Below are 20057 nucleotides of genomic sequence, written 5' to 3' on the forward strand. Positions count from 1 at the left end.
TCCGGCGTCATCATCACATGCAACGTGGCGCTGCTCGCCGGGGGATGGGGTCGGTCAGGGAGTTGGGAAAGGAGAGTCCTCGTGATGTTCCTTCGAGCAACGCTGGCGCTGGCGTGCTGTGCGTTCATCGCCCCCGCGGCGATGGCGGATCTGTTCTTCTTCCGATGCGACATGAACGGCCTCAACGAGGTGCCGCCCAACAACTCGCCGGGCACGGGCAAGGCCCTTCTGACGTTCGACGACACGACCAGCATGCTGACGCTGACCTCCGGCACATACCAGGATCTGCTGGCCAACTCGGTCGGCGCGCACGTTCACATCGGCCAGGCGGGCGTCAACGGTCCCATCATCATTCACCTGACCCACTCCAACAGCACGTCCGGCGTACTGACCGGCTCCGGCCCGCTCAACGCGCAGCAGATCACCGCGCTGTTCAGCGCGGGGCTGTACATCAACGTTCACTCGACGCTGTTCCCCGGCGGAGAGATCCGCGGGCAGATCCTCGCCATTCCGTCCCCGGGCGCCATCGCGCTGCTTCCTCTCTCAGCGTGGGTGACGCGTCCGGGCCGGCGGCGCGGCGGCTGATCCGTGCCCGTTCGGCGCGACACGGAGCGCGTCGAACCAGTGTGAGATCGAGTGCGAGAAGTCGAGGGAGGGACGCTCCGTTCTCTCTCGCTGGGGAAAGAGGCCGGGCCGCGGCGCACGTCGCGGCCCGGCTTATTCATCCGACGTCGCACAGGTCCGCGGCTCCGACCGCTCACCAGGGCAGGTCGCGCCCGCGCCCCAGCGACTCGGTGAGCCACTCCAGCAGCATGTCCGGTGTAACGCAGTGATGGGCGTCAAGGTGCAGCCGACCCAGCGACGTGGAGCCCTCGCCGCCCAGTCCGCGCACGCAACACGAGCCCAGATGCACCGCCAACCGCAATGACGCGGCGCCGAAGCGCTCGCGCTCGTCGCGGTTGATCAGGCGCAGAATGAACGCGGGCGCGGGGTCGCCGAGCAGTGCGCCGGGCGCGGCGTCCCATTCGATCATCGCGCCCCAGCGCGACCCGCGAAGGTCGAACATGGCGCGACCCACGGGGTCCACCAGCCGCGGATGCAGGAACGGCGTTGCAATCTCCGGCTCGCCGGGCCAGAGTTCGAGCACGTGGCAGGGCGGCTCGACGGTGACCCGTCGCGGCGGCTCGCCCACGAATCCGACCGCGCCGTCGATCACCGGAATGGACGCGGCGGGCTGATCGCTCGGCGCCGGTCCGCGCATGAGCACGCCGCGCAGCACGTCGATTCGGTCGTACAGGTGGTAGTTGCGCATGGCGCGCTGGACGAAGTCCATCGGGTGTCGCGGTCCGCCCGGCAGCGACGCCTGCTTCTCGCCCGGCCACATGCGCAGTTCCAGCCGCGTGCCTTCGTGCGGACGCACCAGGTTCAGGGTCCAGTGGTCGCCTTCGATGCGGCCTTCGCCGAACCAGCCGCACTCCGTCAGGTCGAAGACCGGCCTGCGATCCGGGCCGAGCAGGCGCAGCTGCTCCTCGAACCAGTGCGGCGCGATCTCGACCGGGTCGGCGTCGAGCGTGAAGGCGTCCGGCGCAAGGGTCGCGGGCTGAGCGGGATTCTCCCACCAGCGCGAGTTCGGCGCGGTATCGGTCGGCTTGGGCGCCAGCGACTCGAAATAACCGGCCCTGACGGGGATTGCTCTGGGCGACTGACGCGCGGCAGCGTCGATGGCGGCCAGTTCTTCGCGGGCGCGGGTGAGCGACATGACGGACCCGAACGGATCGAGCTTGGCCTGCTCCACCGCCGGCCAGATGAGCACCTGCCTGATCAGCAGGGGGTCATCCGCATGGACGAGGTGGAACGCGCGGCCGTTCTCGAACGACTCCAGCCCGAACAGTCGCCAGCGCGTCCCCAGCGTCGTGAGCAGGTTCCTTCCCGCCCGGTCGCGCAGGGTGAACTGGGTGAGTCGCAGCCCGTCATCGGTTGGGACGACATGCAGACGCCCTTCGCCCGCGTCGAAGATGGCCCGCTGCATGGCGCCGTAGTCCAGCCCGGCAGCGTGCATGCTGGCGGCGGCGACGGGGTCGGCCCGCGGCTGAGGGGCGTCGGGGAGTGGAACGCTGGAACTCGATCCGGCCTGACGCGACGCATCAGGCGCGGCTGGCGCGTGTTTCAGTGTGGGAACGAAAGAACGAGCGGAAACATGAGTCGGAACAGGGTGAGGGACAGGAATCGAAGCGCGCTGCGGCGGATCGTCATCCTCGGGCTCGGGCACGCCATATGACACGTGCCGCTGGGTCGCCACGAGCACGTCATACGAATCGACGTCGTCGATGGTGAAGGATTCGACTCCCGCCGCGCTCACCACGGCGAAGCGACGCTCATCCAGCGAGGTGGCGAGCTGCTCGTGGGTGAGGATGAGGATGGAGCGACCGTCCCTCAGCCGCAGCGCGACGGGGCGGAACGGCCTGGCGCGCCACAGAGCGATGAGTGGAGAGGAGGGCATGGTGTGGAACTCGACGACCACTGTAACGATCGCCTGCGGTCACCTTGGTGGAAACCACGTTCGAAGAATGTTCAGCAACCGCAGGAACGCTCGATCCTGGCATCGTGTGAAACTGACTTTTTGCGCAAGCCGTCCGAAGATGGAGGATGATGGCACGACGCGCCGATGGCGAGTGGCTCGCTCGAACGCCCGTTTCGGGTCGGGTGGCTTGGGCAACCCTGCGGGCCAGAGTTGTTCGCTGGCGAGCCACTCCCGTAGTTCGCTCGGGGAGTTCCATCCGAGTGCTTCAGCGACATGCGGCGAATCGCTCCACACCCATGCTTCCACTTCGGGCGCAATGCACACGCAGCGGCATCGATTACCCCAAACGTCATGACATCTTGCTTCAACGTCGGATTCGATGCGAGCCGGATCTTGGGAGGGGACTCCGTCCCACGCTAGGTCAAGCAGCACGAGGGCGCATTCGGCTTCGCCCTCGAAGGCCCGGAGGAGGTCATGTCCGGTGTGATACACGCCCGGATCGCGCCCCGGATGCGTGATGAGTTTGAATGAGTGGAGAGGCCGCATGCCGACACTCTCGGGGCGCAAGAGCAGGTGGTGGAGCGTCTGTTCGATGTCCTTGTCGGGAACCAGGATGACCAGTTCCGGCGTCACCCCAACACCCCCGCGGCGAATAGCGTTCCGAGGTCCAAGGCACCTTTCCAGTTCTTCAGACGGGGGTGCTCGTCTCCGCGAACGATGTCGGTCGCGCCATGCTCATCCTTGGCGAAGCACAGGAGGTCGGCTGGCTTGGCGAGACCGAGTATCACGGGCGAGTGCGACGCACAGAGCACCTGTGCGTTGTAGACCGACGAAAGCGACTGGAACACCGTTTCAACCGCCCGCGGGTGAATACCGTTCTCGGGCTCCTCGATAAGGTACACGCCTTCGATACCGTCGATGAACGCGAGAAGCGTCAGCGCCAGGAGGCGAAGGGTTCCGTCCGACACAACCCACGAGGGGGCCTTGAGACCGTTCTCGTACTCCACGACGAGATATCGGTGACGATCCTCCTCGCGCTCAATGGTCGTAACAGTCCTCAGGTCGGGTATGGCGGTTCGGAAGTGTTCAATCCAGCGGGCAAAACGGTCGCGATCCCGCGTCTCCAGTTCATGGACGACCCACGGCAGATTCGAGCCATCGGGCAGAAAGTGGCGGGGAGAACCAGGTGGACTCGGACGACGCATTGCCTCGGCGTTCAGCGTCACGCGCCGGATACCTTCCATCAGCACGCGCTTCACCCACGTCGCCACGGGAAAGCGATCCTCGTCCTCGGGCAGGTTGGCAAGCGCCGATTTTGCGGGGCCAAGCCGGAACGGGTTGTTCCAGCCAGTCGTTTCCGACATGAAGTAGTCCGTCCCGGCCTCCGTGTTCTTGGTGACGACCTTCTTCCAGCCCTCAGGTTTCTGTCTCCCGGGTGCACGCACGACCGATTCGGGAACGGCGGGAGGCGTGGGAAAGAGCGTTCGCTCAACGGTCGCACCGGCGTCGTCCGCCGGCGTCAGCCACAGCGTCTCAATGGCAATTCGCACCTCGCCGCGGTCACCCCCGACTTCGATCCGCGTCTCGTATCTCGCCCGCTTCGTGCGCCCGTTGCCCAACCGCTCCAACCGCGCCGCTGGGATGTCCATCTCGACCGCGAGTTCGAACCATCCGCCCTGACGCATCCAGCACAGGTGCATGGGATCGGCGGCACGCTGGGGAACCGCCATCCCTTCGCCTTGAATCGCACGCAGCGGGCCAACCCGAAGCAGGTCACCGAGAAATCCCACGACGTCCAGAAACGAACTCTTGCCCGATCCGTTCGGACCGACAAGCGTTTGAAAGGGCGAAAGTCGCTCCGACACGTATCGGAGTGAGCGGTAGTTCAGTGCTTCGATGCGGGTCAACACGCGCGGGCCTCGGGGAACGGACCAATCAGAGCATCGTAGCGAGTCGTGCCAACGTCGCCATCGGCTGCCACCGCGCCCGGTTCCTGCATTTGAAGAAAACAGCCGCGGCGACCACCGCGGCTGTGTCAGGGTGCTCCGAAACGCGCCGCCCGTGCGGCCATGCGGTCACTTCAGCCCCGTGATCAACTCCGCCCCGGCGGGCACCTGGGCGCTGGACTTCTTCACGTCATCATCAATCGGCTGGTACTGCCCGCCGAGATGCTGGGCCAGGAAGACCTCCGTCACGGCGAAGAACGCCATGCTGTTCTCAGGCCGGGCGAAGCCGTGGCCCTCGTCGGGGAAGAGCACATACGTCACCGGGATATTGCGCTCCTGCATGGCGCGCACGATCTGCTCGCTCTCGGCCTCCTTGACGCGCGGGTCGTTCTTGCCCTGACCGATGAGCAGCGGCCGCCTGATCTGATCGACCCTGGTGAGCGGCGAGATCGAATCGAGATACTCCTTCTCGTGCGCCGCGCCCACGCGGGTCTCGAACATGGCCTTGATCGGCTCCCAGTAGGGCGGAATGGAGGCCAGCAGCGTGCCCACGTGGCTGGGGCCGACGATGTCCACGCCCGCCGCGAACACGTCCGGCGTGAAGGTCAGACCGACGAGCGTGGCGTATCCGCCATATGACCCGCCCATGATGGCCACGCGGCGCGGATCGGCGATGCCCTTCTCCACCGCCCAGTTGACGGCGTCGATCAGGTCATCGTGCATCTTGCCCGCCCACTCGCGGTTGGCGGCGTTGATGAACGCCTTGCCGAAGCCCGTCGAACCGCGGAAGTTGACGCTCAGCACCGCGTAGCCGCGGTTGGAGAGCCACTGGTGCAGCGAGTTGTACCCCCACGAATCGCGCGCCCACGGGCCGCCATGCACCAGCAGCACCATCGGAAGGTGATTCGCAGGTCCATGCACCGGCTTGGTGAGATACGACACCAGTTCCAGCCCGTCGCGGGAGGGAATGATCACCGGCTCCATCTTCGCCAGCTTCAGCCCTTCCAGCGCCGGACGGTTGGAGAACAGGTACGTCGCCTTGCCGGCGGCACGGTCGTACAGGTAGTACTTCACCGGCCCGTCATCGACCACGTAGTTGACGACCCATTTGTCATCGGTGCGGCTGCGCGAGGTGATGTTCATCTCGCCATCTTCCACGGTGGACAGGTAGTCCCAATCCTTCTGGATGGAGGGGTCGAGGATGGTCCACTCCCGCCTTGCGTACTCCCACGACACCGCCTGCGGCCTGCCGGTCCTGGGGTCGCCCACCGCGCCGCTCAGGTCGGCCTTCTCGCTGGAGGCCACCAGCGTGCGCGGCATGGCGGGGTCGCTCACGTCCACCGAGAAGAGAGCCGCGGTGTTGCGGTCCGCCGAATCCAGCAGGTACAGCGTCTTGCCGTCGCGGGTGAACCCCATGGGGCTGGATGTCAGGGCGTCCTGCTGATCCCACTCCGCGAACCTGGTCCACTCGCCCTCGCCGGCGGGACGCAGGAACGCCGTGATGCCGCCGTCGGGTCGATACCGCAGCGCGCCGCGCACGCGATACTGGCTGTCGGCGATGACGCCCGCGAAGCCCTCGGTGTTCTCATGCACCAGCGTGCGGGCGCCCGTGCGGGTGTTCACACGCCAGGTGTCATGCAGCTGCGGCACGCGGTTGTTCACCGCGATGAGCATTTCGTCCGGGAAGTTCTCGTCCGACGCCACCACGCGGGCCTGCACGTGCTCGAAGGGCGTCAGGTCGACTTCCGCTCCGGTCTTCAGGTCCACGGCGTAGAGATGCCAGTTCTCATCGCCGCCGCGGTCCTGCAGGTAGATGATCTGATCGTTGTTCTCCGCCCAGAAGTACTGACGGATGGGGCGTCCGGTGGAGTTGGTGACGGGCCGCGCGTCCTGTTTCCCGACCGTCTGCACCCACACGTTCATCACGCCGTTGTGCGGCGCGATGTAGCCGAGCCGCGTACCGTCCGGGCTGATCTGCACCGCGGCCCGCTCGGGGTTGCCGAAGAAAACGTCGCGGGGAATCAGGTTCCCGGATCGTGGGGCGGCCTCAACCTCCACGCCCGCGCCGCCGGAAATGGTCTGAGCCAGACCGGCGGAGGGGAGCAGGAACGACGTGCTCAGCACCAGCGCCGAGCAGAACAGGCGGGATTCCAGCATGAGGGGTTCTCCGGATGGGCGACGCCGGAGCGTCCGGCCCGTGGGTGAGCGGTCGAAGGTGATCGTATTCCGCGGGAATCGCGGCTCAAGTTGTTGGGCGAGCAGGCCGGGACGTTGCAGTGGGCACTTGCGTGACTCGGTTTCATCGCGAAGATGGTTCCGGCGCGAGGAACGCGAGATCGATCCCCGCTCCCTCACGGTCGCGGCTCTCCTGAGGTCGTGGGTGTCGCCACGCGCTCCGTCAGTCCGTGCTCGAGGAAGGAACAACGCCATGACCAGCCCCGCCGATGGAACGACGGCAAGCCCCGCGCCTCGCCCGCCGCGCGGCGGTTTCATCGCGCGCTTCCTCACGCTGGTCGAGTGGCTGGGCAACCTGCTGCCGCACCCGGTGACGCTCTTCGCCCTGTGCGCCGTCGCGGTGGCGATCATCAGCGCGATCACTACGTACTTCGGCGTGAGCGTGGCCGATCCGCGTCCCGCCGCCGCGGACGGCGCCATGCTCACCACCACCAACCTGCTCAACGCCGACGGCATCCGCTGGATCGCCCAGAACCTCGTTCACAACTTCGTCTCGTTCGTGCCGCTGGGCACGGTGCTGGTCGCGCTGCTGGGCGTGGGCGTGGCGGAGAAGTCCGGGCTGCTCTCGGCGGCCATTCGCGCGCTGATCCTCGCCGCCCCGCCTCAGCTGGTCACGCTCGTGGTGGTCTTTGCGGGGGTCATCAGCAATACCGCCAGCGAGATGGGCTACGTGGTGCTGATCCCGCTGGCGATGGCCGTCTTCGCCGGGCTGGGGCGGCATCCGCTGGCGGGCATGGCCGCGGCGTTCTGCGGGGTGAGCGGCGGCTACAGCGCCAACATCTTCATCGGCACCGTCGATCCCCTGCTGGCGGGCATCACCGAGGAAGCCGCGCGGCTGATCGACCCGGGCTACGAAGTCCACCCCGCCGTCAATTGGTATTTCATGTCCGCCAGCACGTTCCTGGTCACGGCCATCGGCTGGTTCATCACCGCCCGCATCGTCGAGCCCCGTCTGGGGAAGTACAACCCGGCGGACGCGGACGACGCCGACGGTCCGCCCCCCAGCGCCGCCATGAACACCGTAACTGCGCGGGAGAGGAAGGGCCTGCTCGCCGCCGGGCTGGCCGCGCTCATCGTCGCGCTGGGCTTCGTGGTGCTGGCCGGTCCGCGCGTGGCGTGGCTCGACTGGGCGTCCTTCCTGCCCGGCTGGGGCGTGCTGCGCGACCCGGACGGCTCGCTCACCGGACCGGACTCCTTCCGCCCCATGCTGCGCAGCGTGGTGACGATGATCCTGATCTTCTTCGTGATCCCTGGCTTCGTGTACGGCCGGGTCGTGGGCACGATGAAGTCCGACCGCGACATCATCGACGCCATGGCCGGGGCCATGCGCTCGATGGGGCTGTACATCGTGCTGGTGTTCTTCGCCGCCCAGTTCGTGGCGTTCTTCAACTACTCCGGGCTGGGGCAGATCCTGGCCGTGGTGGGCGCGGACTGGCTGGTGGCGATGAAACTCGACAACCCGCTGGTGTTCATTCCCTTCATCCTGATGTGCTGCTTCGTGAACCTGATGATCGGCTCCGCCAGCGCCCAGTGGGCGGTGACGGCGCCCATCTTCGTGCCCATGCTCATGACCGTGGGCTACAGCCCGGAGGTGATCCAGGCCGCCTACCGCATCGGCGACAGCACCACCAACATCGTCACGCCCATGATGTCCTACTTCGGGCTGATCCTGGCGGTGGCGGTGCGCTACCAGAAGAACCTGGGCATCGGCACCATGATCGCCACCATGCTGCCCTACTCGATCGCGCTCATCATCGGCTGGACCGCCCTGTTCTACGTATGGGTGTTCCTGCTGGGTCTGCCGGTGGGCCCGGGGGCGCCCACGTATTACCCGGCGGGGTGATCGGCCTGGTGATTTGACAACCTGGCGTGACCGGGGTGGCGATCGAGACGAGTTCTCTCGTCGCATGACACGATCCGACGCCCGGCAGGATTCGCCTCACCGGCGGAGGTCTCCGCGGCTTCCTCACGACAACCGGCGGCGGACGATGAACATCACCGTCAGCCCCGCGGCGCCGAACAGGGCCGCCAGCAGAAACGCCGTCGCGTCGTGGCCCGCCTGCAGCAGCAGCCCGACGTACACGCTCGACGCCATGTCGCCCACCGCGTTGCCGCAGGCGAGGATGCCGAAGCCAAGACTGCGCAGATGCCGCGGCAGCAGTTCCGCCGCCACCGCCTTCTCCAGCGTCTCCTCGATCGAGATATAGACGCCCGAGAGCACGATGGCGACCACCACCATCGCGATCGATCCGCTTCCGACCGCCAGCAGCAGGTTCACCACCACGCCCAGCCCGTACCCCGCCGCCAGCACGCCCCGCTTCGAGCGCCGGTCGCCGACGTGTCCCGCCGGATACGCCGCCAGCGCCGCCACCAGGTTGTGACCCGCGTACAACAGCACCGCCATCGACAGCACGCCTCCCGTGGAAAAGTCCGCTCCCATGGATCGCGCCGCGATCCAGATCAGGAACGTGCGCGAGAAGTCGCCCATGCCGAACAGCACCACCACGATCAGGAACAGCCAGAACGCCCGCGGAAAGCCCGGCCAGCGCCCGGATCGTCCGGCCTCCCGCGCCGCGCCCACCGGATCGGCGACCTCCGCGTGGTGATCGCCCTTCTCCCGCGCGATGAAGAACAGCGCCCCCGCCGCGATCAGGCCCGGCACGACCGTCCACAGGATCAACTCGCTGAATCCCAGCCCCAGGGCGATCGCGCCCGCCGCGATCAGCGGACCCACCACCGCGCCCAGCATGTCGCCGGCGCGCTCCAGCCCGTAGGCCCGACCGAAGTGCGTCGGCTCCACCGCGTCCGCCAGCAGGTAATCGCGCAATGGCGAGCGGAACCCCCGTCCGATCCACGCCGTCGTGCGCAGCGACACGATGGCGCCCAGGGCGCCCACCAGCCCGATCGCCGCCGTCGCCAGCGTGGTCACCAGGTATCCCAGCGAAGCCCACGGTTTCTTGCGCTTCACGTGATGGCCCAGGTAGCCGCCCCCGAGCTTGGAGATGCTCACGAAGAAGTCCGCGACGCCCTCGATCAGTCCCAGCCCTGCTGGTCCCAGCCCGACCGTCGCCAGGTAGAAGGGCAGCACCGCCGTCGCCATCTCATGACTGACGTCGGAGAAGAACGTGGCCAGCACGATGCCCAGCACGGTGCGCGTGATCCATCGCCGGGATGGAGCCGTCCCGCTCGCGGAGTCAGTTGCAGCCATGACCGCAAGGATACAGCGTCTGACCGGCGCATGACCACGCCGCCCGAACATGACGACGGCGAACCGCAAGTGCGTGTCGTCCGGGCGTCAGGCGCAAGGGCAAGGGCGACCCGAGGCCCCTTCCACGCTCCTGAAGGGTTCATCCGCGATGGGGCAATCCAGGTTCCGGGGCCAGTTTCTGACGTGCGTTCTTTTCTCTATCCCCCGACGTGCTTGCGCAGATCCTGCATGAAGCGCATGATCTGGCCCTGCTCGGAGGGGGTGGCGACGGACTCCACCTCGCGGCGCCAGAAGTCCATGATGCGAACCGCGTCGCGCTCGCTCCACTGGCTGGCGTCCGGACCGCGCTGGGCCTCGCGCTCGCGCCCACGGGCGGCGTCGCGCTTGACCATGGCGAGCCGATCCTCGTCGCTCATGGCGCGTTCCTCGCCTCGCTCCATGCGCTCGCCGAACTTCATCCACTCCACCAGCCATTGATCGAGGTACCGGGCGCGCTCCTCGGGCGGGATGCTGAAGTAGCCGCTGGCGCCCTCCTTCATGAAGTCGCGGGCCAGGATGCGCACGTTTTCGCGCAGCTGGTCCATCGTCTTGCCGGTCAGGCCCGCCATGAAGGCCGAGAGCACCGCCGACTCCGACTGCGTCAGCCCCTGAAAGCGCTTGACGAAGTTGCCGATCAGCTCCATCCGCTCCTGCACCGAGAGCCGGTTGAAGTCGGGCGAGACGAAGAACGACGCCACGTCGTCGACGGGCGTGTCGAAGATGCTGGGGGGCCGGCGCGTGCGCCCCTCGAAGAACCAGTACCCGGCGACAACCACGATGAGCAGCACCAGCGCGGCGATCGCCATGCGGCGAATCCGCGCACCGTGGTCGCGGAAGAAGCGGTCGATCTCGTATCGGTCGGGAAGTCGCATGGGTGTTCTGCGTGCCGCGAGAGTACGGAGTTCCGAGTCCGAGTTCCGAGCTTTGATGCCTGACGCCTCACCCCTCCGGAATCGTGAACGGCTCGCCCACGCGCTCGGTGCGCCCGTCAATGTACAGGCCGTTGCGCGGCAGTGCGGTGCCGATGGGGTGACGATCCTCGCTGTCCCACACGATGGGAATCGAGTTGGCGGCCTGCTTTTCGAAGTACTCCGTCACCTGCCGCGCCGCCGGGAAGGGATCGGGCGGCAGGAAGAGCATAAACGCCCCCGCCACGTAGAAGTAGCTGGCGCTGACCCGCCCGCGCACGTGCCGGTGGTCGGCGGGACAGACCCAGGTGTCGCTGGTGGGGTCGATGAAGTGCTTCAAGGCCCCGCACAGCCCGTCGGGCTCGCTGAAGGGGTCGCCGCTGGGCAGAGGGGCGACGCGCGGCAGGAGCCGGTTGTGATTCTGCCGGTACCCCTCGATGGCCACGCCGATCTGGCGCAGGTTGGCCAGGCACCCCGCCTCGTGGCTCTTGTCGCGCACCGTGTCCATGACGGGCAGCAGAATCCCCACCAGCAGGGCCAGGATGCCCATGACCACCAGCAACTCCACCAGCGTGAAGCCCGCGCCCGCATGGCGCGACCGCGGGTGGCGACGGCGAAACCGCCCGGCTTGCACCGCCCCGGATTGTCCCGCCTTCGGTCCCATTCGCACGTTCACGCGACTCCACCAGACGCCATGAGTTCCTGCCCGCCCCATTCTTCGGGCGACGCCCGATGGCCGTTTCACGCTTCCCGGACTGTTCCCGCGCCCCACCCGCACCGACGGAACGATTGGCGCGGAGTTGTCCACAATCCATCCTTTTTCACTTGCACATCGCACGATCACGATTCATCATGGACGCACCAACACCGGGACCACATCCCGGTCACGAGCGACGTCCGCGGCGTCGTTCACCTTGAAGCAACGGGGCGATTTTGACGAGTCGCCCCGATGCTTTTGGTGAGAGGGAGTGCTGGCCAGCCGGTCACCCCAGTCGGATGATCGGCGTCGGTGACGGGTGCGGTTCGCACGCGGCGCTCAGCTGGGGCGGTGCCGCTCCACCTGCTCCACCGCCAGCCGGTCGCATCGCTCGTTTTCGGGATGGTCGTTGTGCCCGCGCACCCAGTGACTGCGGATGGTGTGAACCTGACGCAGGTCGTCGAGCCGCCGCCACAGATCGAGATTCACCACCGGGTGCTTGCCGCGTTTCCAGCCCTTGTTCTTCCACCCGTCCATCCATTCGTTGAGCCCGTTGACGACGTACTGACTGTCCGAGTACAGGTCAACGATTGTGGGGCGTTTGAGCGCCGAAAGCCCCTCGATGACCGCGGTCAGCTCCATGCGATTGTTGGTGGTGCGGACCTCGCCGCCCGCGCGCTCGACTTCCTTGCCCGACTCGGGGTGTCGCAGGATGTACGCCCACCCGCCCGGCCCGGGGTTGCCCGAGCAGGCCCCGTCGGTGAACAGCTCCACGCGGGTCATCACGCCCGCTTCATGCTCCCCACGACCACCGGAACTCATTGAACACGCTCCTTGCACCGACCCGGTCTGACGCACGCCGACCGTTCCCGATTCATCTTCCGTATGACAACGCCGGGGAGAAACAGTATGCTGGCCTCAACTTCTTCGAGGGAGCCCCATGATCATCATCAAGATTATCTTTGCCATCATTCTGCCGCCCGTCGCCGCCGCGCTGCAGGTGGGCATCTCCACCCACTTCTGGATCAACCTGGCCCTCACCCTGCTGGGCGGCATCCCCGGCGTGATCCACGCCCTGTGGCTGATTGTGACTGACAAGCGCGCCTAACTTGCGTCTGCACGTCATCGACCAGCCAACCACGACCGAGAGCGGCATGAAGCCGCGGACGAACATTGAAGGCCGCCGATGCCCGGCTTCGGGTCTTTCACCCGGTATCGGTGATCAGCCGTGGTTCCGTTCACCGGCTGCTTCCTGAACCGGTACCATCAACCATGCGTACCGTCCGTCTGCTGCCGCTCGTCCTGATCCTGCTCGCCTCCTGCGCCGCCGCCCAGGGAGATCGTTATGTCATCACGCTCGACCCCGCCGCCCGCGTCGAACCCGCCACGGGTCGGCTGCTGCTCTTCTTTCTGACCGAAGGCAGCCCGGACTGGGGCGCGAGCCCCATCGACGGCCCGTTCTTCGACCGCCCCGAGCCGATCGCCGGGGTGGACGTGACCGACTGGAGGCCCGGTACATCCATCACCATCGACGGCGCCGCGATGGCGTTTCCGCACTCGATCGACCACCTGCACGGATCAATCCGCGTGCAGGCGATTCTCGACATCGACCGCACGGAGCGATCGTTCCAGCATGGTCCCGGCAACATGTTCAGCGATGTCATCTCCGCGCGTGTTGATCGCAGCAGGCCGGATGAGGTGAAACTGACGCTCTCGCACGTCGTGAAGCCGCGCGAGTTGCCCGCCGAGCAGGGGAATCTGAAGTGGGTGCAGGTCCGCAGCGAGCGGCTGAGCGCGTTCTACGGGCGTGATGTCTACCACCGCGCCGGGGTGGCGCTGCCCAGGGGCTGGTTCGACCCCGCGCAGCCGGAGAAGAAGTGGCCGGCGATCTACATCGTTCCGGGCTTCGGCGGGCGTGAGGAATCCGCCGCCAACTACGCCGAGATGCTGGCGACCGTCGAGCCGGAGTACGCCCCGCAGGCGGTGATCATCGTGCTCGACCCTGAGTCGCCGCTGGGGCATCATGGCTTCGTCGATAACGACAACCACGGACCGCGCGGCAGCACGCTGGTGGAAGAGTTCATTCCCGAACTGGAGAAACGCTTCCGACTCGACGCCCGGCCCGACCGCCGCCTGCTCTACGGCCACTCCTCCGGCGGGTGGACGGTGCTGTGGCTGCAGCTCAACTGGCCCGCGTTCTTCGGGGGCTGCTGGTCCAGCGCGCCGGACCCGGTGGACTTCGCCGCGTTCCAGATGACCAACCTGTACACGGACGGCAACCTGTTCACCATCGCCACGGGCGCGGACGCCACGGCCCGCAATGACACCCCCTCGTACCGCACGGTGGACTTCGAGGGCCGCGATGTCGTCCACATGACGGTGCGGCAGGAGGCCGGCATGGAGCGCATCATCGCCCCCGACGGCACGAGCGGCCTGCAATGGGACGCATGGGAGGCGATGTTCTCCCCCCGCGACGGAGCCACCGGCCTGCCGCGGCCCATGTTCGACGCCCTCACCGGCGTCATCGACAAACAGGTGGTCGAGCACTGGTCGCGCTTCGACATCGCGCTTCGGCTGCGCGACAACTGGGAGACACTCGGCCCGGTGATGCGGCAGAAGGTGCGGCTCTTCTGCGGCGAGCACGACTCGTTCTACCTGGACCGCGCGGTCAGGCGGGTCAAGGAGATGGTGGACCTGCGGTCGCCTGACCTGCCGCCGGGGCCGGGGTACGTGGAGATCGTGCGCTTCGCCTCGCACGGCTCGCTGGTCAACCTGACGGCGGAGCGCGTGCACAAGGAGATGATCGAGCAGTTGAAGCGCACGGAGTAGATGTTGGCGTGGGCGCGGCTCACGGAGTGGTGGGGCAGGCGTCCCCGCCTGCCGATCGTCCGACGCTGAAGAGATCGCAGGCGCGACGCCTGCGCCATCTGGCGGAGCAACCTGAGCAAGAATATCGTTGCTGCACAAGTGAAAGCAGCCGCCATGTCCTCCCCCAACCTCCCCCACAACCCCCCCCACAACCCCATCGACATCCTCCTCGATCACAACCTTTGGGCCACGCGGCAGGTGCTGGACGCCTGCGCCGCGCTCTCGCCCGAGCAGTTCCACCGCCGCTTCGAGATGGGCGTCGGCTCGCTGCACGACACGGCGAGGCACATCCTCGGCGCCATGCGGGTGTGGACCGATCTGTTGGCGGGGCGCGCCTACCGCCCGCGGCTGGAAGATGGGCCGCAGCTCGCCATCAGTGAACTCATCGCCTTGCTCGATGACGCCGCGGCGGACCTGAAGCGGCACGCCCACGCCCACCCGCTCGACGGCACGGTCACGCGCGAGCGGGGCGGCAGGTCATACACCTTCACCCGCGGCGCGGTGCTCACCCATGTCGCCACGCACGGCATGCACCACCGGGCGCAGATGCTCAACATGCTGCGGCATCTGGGCGTCAGCGTGCTGCCGCAGAGCAGCGTGGTGGAGTGGTGTCGCGCGTTGAGTTGAGAGACATGCTCACGTCGGCTTGGCGACGGGCACATTGAGTCGATCATGCCGCGCGTCGCCGCGCCTCCTGATCCTGGGCGGCGCTCTGACCGGCGATGCACGATGATCCGGGTGTGCCTGCGGGTTTCATTGGCGCCGTCTTCGGCGATGTCGGTTCCTCACGTCCCAGCCGTGCGAAGAACCCGCCTCCCTCCGCCGCCCGCATGTCGGAAGCGATGATCGCCGCGTGACCGACGTCAATCGCTTCGCCGCGCTCGATCAGCGCCTCTTCCAGCGTGGTGCTGCCGGTCTTGAAGGCCGTGCCCGCCGCCAGCACGGCGCAGAACGTGCCGAACAGGCCGAAGTCGAACAGCAGCGCGAAGGGCGTGAACAGGGCGGCGGCCTCGTCGCTTCCCTCGGTGAGCATCGACATGAACTCCTCCTGCTCCGTCTCGCTCATGTCGGTCCAGCGGTCGGTGGCCTCGTCGTAGACTTCGGGCAGGTAGTCCTCCTCCTGCTCGTCCCACACTTCGTAGCCCTCCTCCTCCCACTCCTCGGCCACGCCGTAGGCGATCTCGTTGATGACATTCTCCTCGCTGACGGCGAGGTGGGATTGAATCTCGTTGTTCACCACGATGAAGCGCACGCCGAAGATGGCGAAGAGCGTGAGCCCCGCCGCCAGCACGCCGGCTGGGAAGCCGCCGCGCATCTGCGTGCCGCGCATCATGCCGTACCCCGCCGCCCCGCCCACGATGGGCGCCAGCACCCACAGCGACCAGCCGGTAATCTCGATGATCACGAACCACACCAATGCGCCGACCACCGCGCCCACGACGGCGAATGTGAAGCCCTTGCCAAGCATGATGCGTTCTCCCTGCGAGTCCACGGCGCTGGCCGATGGCGAGTCCTCCGGCGCGGCGCCGCGGCGGACTCCTCAATGATGACCGATCCGCGGAATTCTCGTATGGGAATCGTCCCGAGCGAACCACCGGTTGAGGCGGATGCACGACTCGGCACGGCGTGCGGCAGTTTCTCCGGGCTCGGAAGGTCCGTAAACACGGATCGTCCGCGGCGAAAACGTGATCGGACCCGGCTACGATGGATCAAACGCTCGGGGCGCGGACGAGTCACAGGCGGGACGCCTGTGCCGCTGACGTTCGCTGAGAAGCACCCGTGGAACCTGATCCGGTTCGAACCGGCGGAGGGAAGCGACCATGACGCATTCGATGACATCCAACGGTCATTCCTCGAACGGGCACGCCACGAACAGAGCCAGTGTCGGCTCGGCTCCGGCCTCCGACGCGCCATCACGACGGCCGGAGGTCGGCGGCTTTCCGCTGCCTCTGCACGGCGCGATCAACCCCGGCGACACGCCCAACGTCACCACGCCAGGCAGTTTTGCGCTCAGACCCGACATCGGCGGCCCGCGCATGTTCGCCAGCCCAGACACGCCCGGCATGCCCGCGCCCAGCGACAAGACCGCCTGGGACTTCATGCCCGACGGCTGGCTGGTCGAGATCCTCGGCGAGCGCGAGGCGGCCGCCGCTCCGCGCGGCTGCGCTTCCTCTCCCTGCGCCGCGTGCGAGTCGTACACCTTCGCCGACGCCCGCGGCATTGTCCGCCGCGTGACGCCCCCGCCGGGTTTCAAGCCCGTCACGCAACTGGAGCACGCGCGACTCGGCATCGTCACGCCGCAGATGCGCCGTGTCGCGCAGCGCGAGCCGCACTTCGAGACGCTCTTCCCCGGCAGGGCCGCGGAGGCGGTGCGCGACGAGGTCGCGGCGGGCCGGATGGTCATCCCCGCGAACATCAACCACCTGAAGTTCAACCTCGACCCGATGTGCATCGGGCGTGCCAGCCGCACCAAGGTGAACGCGAACATGGGCGCCTCGCCCGTTTCGTCGGGCACCGACGAAGAAGTCGAGAAACTCAGGTGGGCCGAGAAATGGGGCGCGGACACGGTGATGGACCTCTCCACCGGCGGCGACCTCGACGCCTGCCGCGAGGCCATCATCCGCGCCAGCACCGTGCCCATCGGCACCGTGCCCATCTACTCGATGATCATCGGGAAGAAGATCGAGGACCTCGACTGGGCGACGATCGAGGCCTCGCTGCACCATCAGGCGCGGCAGGGCGTCGACTACTTCACCATCCACGCGGGCGTGCGCCGCGCGCACCTCAAGCACGTCAAGAACCGCCTGATCGGCATCGTCTCGCGCGGCGGGTCGCTGCTGGCCAAGTGGATGCTCGTCCACAACCGCGAGAACATCATGTACGAGCGGTGGGAGGACATCTGCGACATCCTCCGCGCCTACGACGTGACCTTCAGCATCGGCGACGGCCTGCGCCCCGGCGGGCTGGCCGACGCCACCGACGCCGCCCAGATCGCCGAACTCGAAACGCTCGGCGAACTGACCGAGCGTGCGTGGCGCCGCGGCGTGCAGGTGATGATCGAAGGCCCCGGGCACGTGCCCTTCGACCAGATCGAGTGGAACGCGAAGGTGCAGCGGGCGATCTGCCACGGCGCGCCGTTCTACGTGCTCGGACCGCTCGTGACCGACATGTTCCCTGGCTACGACCACATCACGTCTTGCATCGGCGCGACCGCGATGGCGTACCACGGGGCGGCGATGCTGTGCTACGTCACGCCCAAGGAGCACCTGGGCCTGCCGAAGAAGGACGACGTGAAGCAGGGGTGCATCGCGTACAAGATCGCGGCCCATGCGGCGGACGTGGCGCTCGGAATCCCCGGCACGCGCGACCGCGACGACGAACTCACCAAGGCCCGCGCGGCCCTCAACTGGGAGAAGCACTTCGAGTTGTCCTTCGACCCCGACACGGCCCGCGCGTATCACGACGAGGACCTCGACGTGGACACGGACTTCTGCGCCATGTGCGGGCACGACTGGTGCAGCGTGCGCATCAGCAAGGAGATCCAGGAGTTCGCCAGCGGCAAGGCCCCCGGCTTCGAGCGACTGGGCGGCCGCGACCGAACCATCCCCGGCGCCCCCGTCCGTTCCGAGGCCCTGACCCCCGAGCAGCAGGCAATCCTCGCCCGTCGCGGCGTTCTCAGCCCGGACGAAATCCACCGGCTGGCGGCGAAGGGGAGGAAGCCGTCGGCCATCGGCCACCAGCAACCGACCGCCGACACCCCCGCGGCCAAACGCTCCTGCCACTCCGACTACGTGCCCGATGCGGAAGAGGCCAAGCGCATCCAGCGCGAGACGCTCGTGCCGCTCAACACCGCCCCGGCCCACAACATCCCGACGCATGACTCGGTGATCTGAGCGAAGCGGGCCGGCTCCGGGTCCAACAAGGGGGCCGTGGTGAGCAGGAGCTGGGGGCGGCGCCCGGCTGATCGCCGACTTTCGCAGCGTCGGCTTCCGCCACCCCGCACAGGCCGCACATCTTCACCCGGTTTCCCGACAGTCACGCTTCGATCTGGTCGAGTTGTTTCGTACGGTTGATGCATCGGGTCGGTGCGTGGCCGCCCGGAGGGAACTGCCATGATGCGTCTCGTGATTGACAGTCTGGTCGCGGTGATGCTGGCGGCGGTGCTGGCGGGGGTCATCATCCACAATCGCGGGCAGGATGAGCAGATGCTCGCGGTGGAGACGACGCGGACCTCGTTGCGCCAGATTGACCGGCAGCTGGCTCTCCGCATCACGCTCGAACAGGTGGACCTCACCGACACGGGCCATCCTCGAACGATCGACCCGTCGTGGTTCCAGGGCGAGCTGCCCCGCAACACGCTGCTCGACGCCGCCCGCCCGTGGATGGACATCGCCGGGCTGGAGGACCGCGACCGGGTGCACCCGTGGAACATCGCCGCCACCGACGGCAGGACGGCGGCCTTCTGGTACAACCCCTATCAGGGCGTGGTGCGGGCTCGCGTGCCGCAGGCCCTCACCGACCGCGAGATGCTCGACCTCTACAACCGCGTGAACGCCACCAAGCTGGAGTCGATGACGGGCCGGTGACGCACGCGCCTGTCAGCGATGGATGAGGCGAGTCGGACGCCGATCCGCGCACGGGTCGGCGTTGTTGTTGATGAGCCCAGGGCGCCCCGCCGCACCTCGACGTGCGGCGTGAATCACGACGACGAGTCGAGCCCGATGGCCTGCTCGATCTCGTACCGGCCCGGCGTCCGCCGCGCCAGCCACGCGCCCGCCCGCAGCGCGCCGAGCACGAAGAGGTCGCGCGTGGTGGCTCGGTGAGTGATCTCGAGATACTCGCCCTGCCCCATGAAACGAAGCGAATGCTCGCCCACGATGTCGCCCCCGCGTGCGGCGAGGATCGCCTCGCGCGGGAAGGGTCGTCCCGCGGCCCGCTCCACGGCCTCGGCCAGCCGCAGCGCCGTGCCGCTGGGCGCGTCCTTCTTCGCATTGTGGTGGTGCTCGACCAGCCCCACGTCCCAGGTCGGCCCGAGCAGGCGCGCCGCGGTCGCCGCCAGGTGCTTCATCACCGCCACGCCCACGCTCATGTTGGGCGCGATCATGACGGGAATCTCGCTCGACGCGCCCGCGAGCGATTGCCGCGTTTCCTCGGCGATTCCCGTGGTTCCCACGAGCAGCGCCGCCTTCGCCCCCCGCGCCAGCGACAGCGCGCCGCGGGCTCCGGCGTCGGAGGAGACGTCGATCACCAGGTCGAACGCGCCGCGCGACAGCGCTTCGGCGCCCTCGACGGGCCCGTCACGATCGACCGCGCCGACGAGTGCGAAGCGAGGATCACCCGACGCCAGTGCGCGGATTCGAGCGCCCATGCGCCCCAGCGCGCCGGTCACGACGAGCCGAATCGGATCAGTCCGGTTGTGGGTCACGCCAAAGATTCCACAAGGAAAAGTGTCAAGCCCCTTTCTTTTCGCTTCCGATAGTAGTACAACAATGGCGGCGGGTGGTCCGCCGATGTGTTTCGCTTCGCTGCTCCGACAAGCTCGCGAAAGCAAATGGAGACTTGAACATGGCAAAGAAACGCGCCACGAAGAAGGCCGCCAAGAAGGCGACCAAGAAGGCCGGCAAGAAGAAGGCCA

At 67.3% G+C, this 20057-nt stretch carries 16 protein-coding genes and 1 riboswitch; of the genes, 7 read left to right on the forward strand and 9 right to left on the reverse strand.

Going from position 1 to position 20057, the window contains the following annotated elements:
* Positions 1-84: 84 nt before the first annotated feature.
* Entirely contained in the window at positions 85-585 is a 501-nt protein-coding gene (locus HRU76_05490) for a CHRD domain-containing protein (protein QOJ17069.1), read from the forward strand.
* 172 nt (positions 586-757) lie between these two features.
* On the opposite strand, the gene HRU76_05495 is transcribed toward HRU76_05490, so the two are convergent.
* The 3 genes from HRU76_05495 to HRU76_05505 all read right to left on the reverse strand — a co-directional run bounded on the left by HRU76_05495 (position 758) and on the right by HRU76_05505 (position 6624).
* Entirely contained in the window at positions 758-2500 is a 1743-nt protein-coding gene (locus tag HRU76_05495; protein ID QOJ17070.1) for a hypothetical protein, read from the reverse strand.
* Between the two features lie 650 nt (positions 2501-3150).
* Positions 3151-4431, reverse strand: a complete 1281-nt coding sequence (locus HRU76_05500) for an AAA family ATPase (GenBank protein ID QOJ17071.1) — start codon at positions 4429-4431, stop codon at positions 3151-3153.
* Positions 4432-4596: 165 nt separating this feature from the next.
* Complete coding sequence (locus tag HRU76_05505) at positions 4597-6624, reverse strand: S9 family peptidase (GenBank protein ID QOJ17072.1); 2028 nt, start codon at positions 6622-6624, stop codon at positions 4597-4599.
* A 271-nt stretch (positions 6625-6895) separates the two neighbouring features.
* Between HRU76_05505 and HRU76_05510 the strand changes: the two genes are divergently transcribed.
* A complete protein-coding gene (locus HRU76_05510) occupies positions 6896-8545 on the forward strand; it encodes an AbgT family transporter (GenBank protein QOJ17073.1) in 1650 nt (549 codons plus the stop codon).
* Between the two features lie 123 nt (positions 8546-8668).
* Here the strand turns inward: HRU76_05510 and HRU76_05515 are convergent, their stop codons facing one another.
* The 4 genes from HRU76_05515 to rnhA all read right to left on the reverse strand — a co-directional run bounded on the left by HRU76_05515 (position 8669) and on the right by rnhA (position 12337).
* Positions 8669-9910, reverse strand: a complete 1242-nt coding sequence (locus HRU76_05515; protein QOJ17074.1) for an MFS transporter — start codon at positions 9908-9910, stop codon at positions 8669-8671.
* 197 nt (positions 9911-10107) lie between these two features.
* The gene (locus tag HRU76_05520; protein QOJ17075.1) at positions 10108-10821 is read right to left on the reverse strand and encodes a hypothetical protein; all 714 of its coding nucleotides are present in this window, start codon (positions 10819-10821) and stop codon (positions 10108-10110) included.
* A gap of 67 nt (positions 10822-10888) precedes the next feature.
* A complete protein-coding gene (locus HRU76_05525; protein ID QOJ17076.1) occupies positions 10889-11533 on the reverse strand; it encodes a type II secretion system protein in 645 nt (214 codons plus the stop codon).
* A 360-nt stretch (positions 11534-11893) separates the two neighbouring features.
* The gene (rnhA, locus tag HRU76_05530) at positions 11894-12337 is read right to left on the reverse strand and encodes a ribonuclease HI (protein ID QOJ19107.1); all 444 of its coding nucleotides are present in this window, start codon (positions 12335-12337) and stop codon (positions 11894-11896) included.
* Between the two features lie 157 nt (positions 12338-12494).
* Between rnhA and HRU76_05535 the strand changes: the two genes are divergently transcribed.
* The 3 genes from HRU76_05535 (at position 12495) to HRU76_05545 (ending at position 15049) form a co-directional block, all read left to right on the forward strand.
* Complete coding sequence (locus HRU76_05535) at positions 12495-12662, forward strand: YqaE/Pmp3 family membrane protein (protein ID QOJ17077.1); 168 nt, start codon at positions 12495-12497, stop codon at positions 12660-12662.
* A gap of 164 nt (positions 12663-12826) precedes the next feature.
* A complete protein-coding gene (locus HRU76_05540) occupies positions 12827-14383 on the forward strand; it encodes a hypothetical protein (protein ID QOJ17078.1) in 1557 nt (518 codons plus the stop codon).
* Between the two features lie 153 nt (positions 14384-14536).
* Complete coding sequence (locus HRU76_05545) at positions 14537-15049, forward strand: DinB family protein (GenBank protein ID QOJ17079.1); 513 nt, start codon at positions 14537-14539, stop codon at positions 15047-15049.
* 43 nt (positions 15050-15092) lie between these two features.
* Here HRU76_05545 and HRU76_05550 read toward each other — a convergent pair whose 3' ends face one another.
* A complete protein-coding gene (locus tag HRU76_05550; GenBank protein QOJ17080.1) occupies positions 15093-15890 on the reverse strand; it encodes a hypothetical protein in 798 nt (265 codons plus the stop codon).
* 240 nt (positions 15891-16130) lie between these two features.
* Positions 16131-16252: riboswitch (TPP riboswitch) on the forward strand.
* Positions 16253-16485: 233 nt separating this feature from the next.
* On the opposite strand from HRU76_05550, the gene thiC reads away from it, so the two are divergent.
* Positions 16486-18315, forward strand: coding sequence for a phosphomethylpyrimidine synthase (gene thiC / locus HRU76_05555; protein QOJ19108.1), 1830 nt, complete (start codon positions 16486-16488; stop codon positions 18313-18315).
* A gap of 231 nt (positions 18316-18546) precedes the next feature.
* On the forward strand, positions 18547-19008 hold the full coding sequence (locus HRU76_05560; GenBank protein ID QOJ17081.1) for a hypothetical protein: 462 nt from the start codon (positions 18547-18549) through the stop codon (positions 19006-19008).
* A 113-nt stretch (positions 19009-19121) separates the two neighbouring features.
* Here the strand turns inward: HRU76_05560 and dapB are convergent, their stop codons facing one another.
* Positions 19122-19790 carry a 4-hydroxy-tetrahydrodipicolinate reductase gene (dapB, locus tag HRU76_05565; GenBank protein ID QOJ19109.1) on the reverse strand — a complete coding sequence of 223 codons (669 nt, stop codon included), beginning with the start codon at positions 19788-19790 and terminating at the stop codon, positions 19122-19124.
* Between the last annotated feature and the right edge of the window lie 267 nt (positions 19791-20057).

This window comes from Phycisphaeraceae bacterium (genome assembly GCA_015709595.1).
In the GTDB taxonomy this organism is placed as follows: domain Bacteria; phylum Planctomycetota; class Phycisphaerae; order Phycisphaerales; family SM1A02; genus CAADGA01.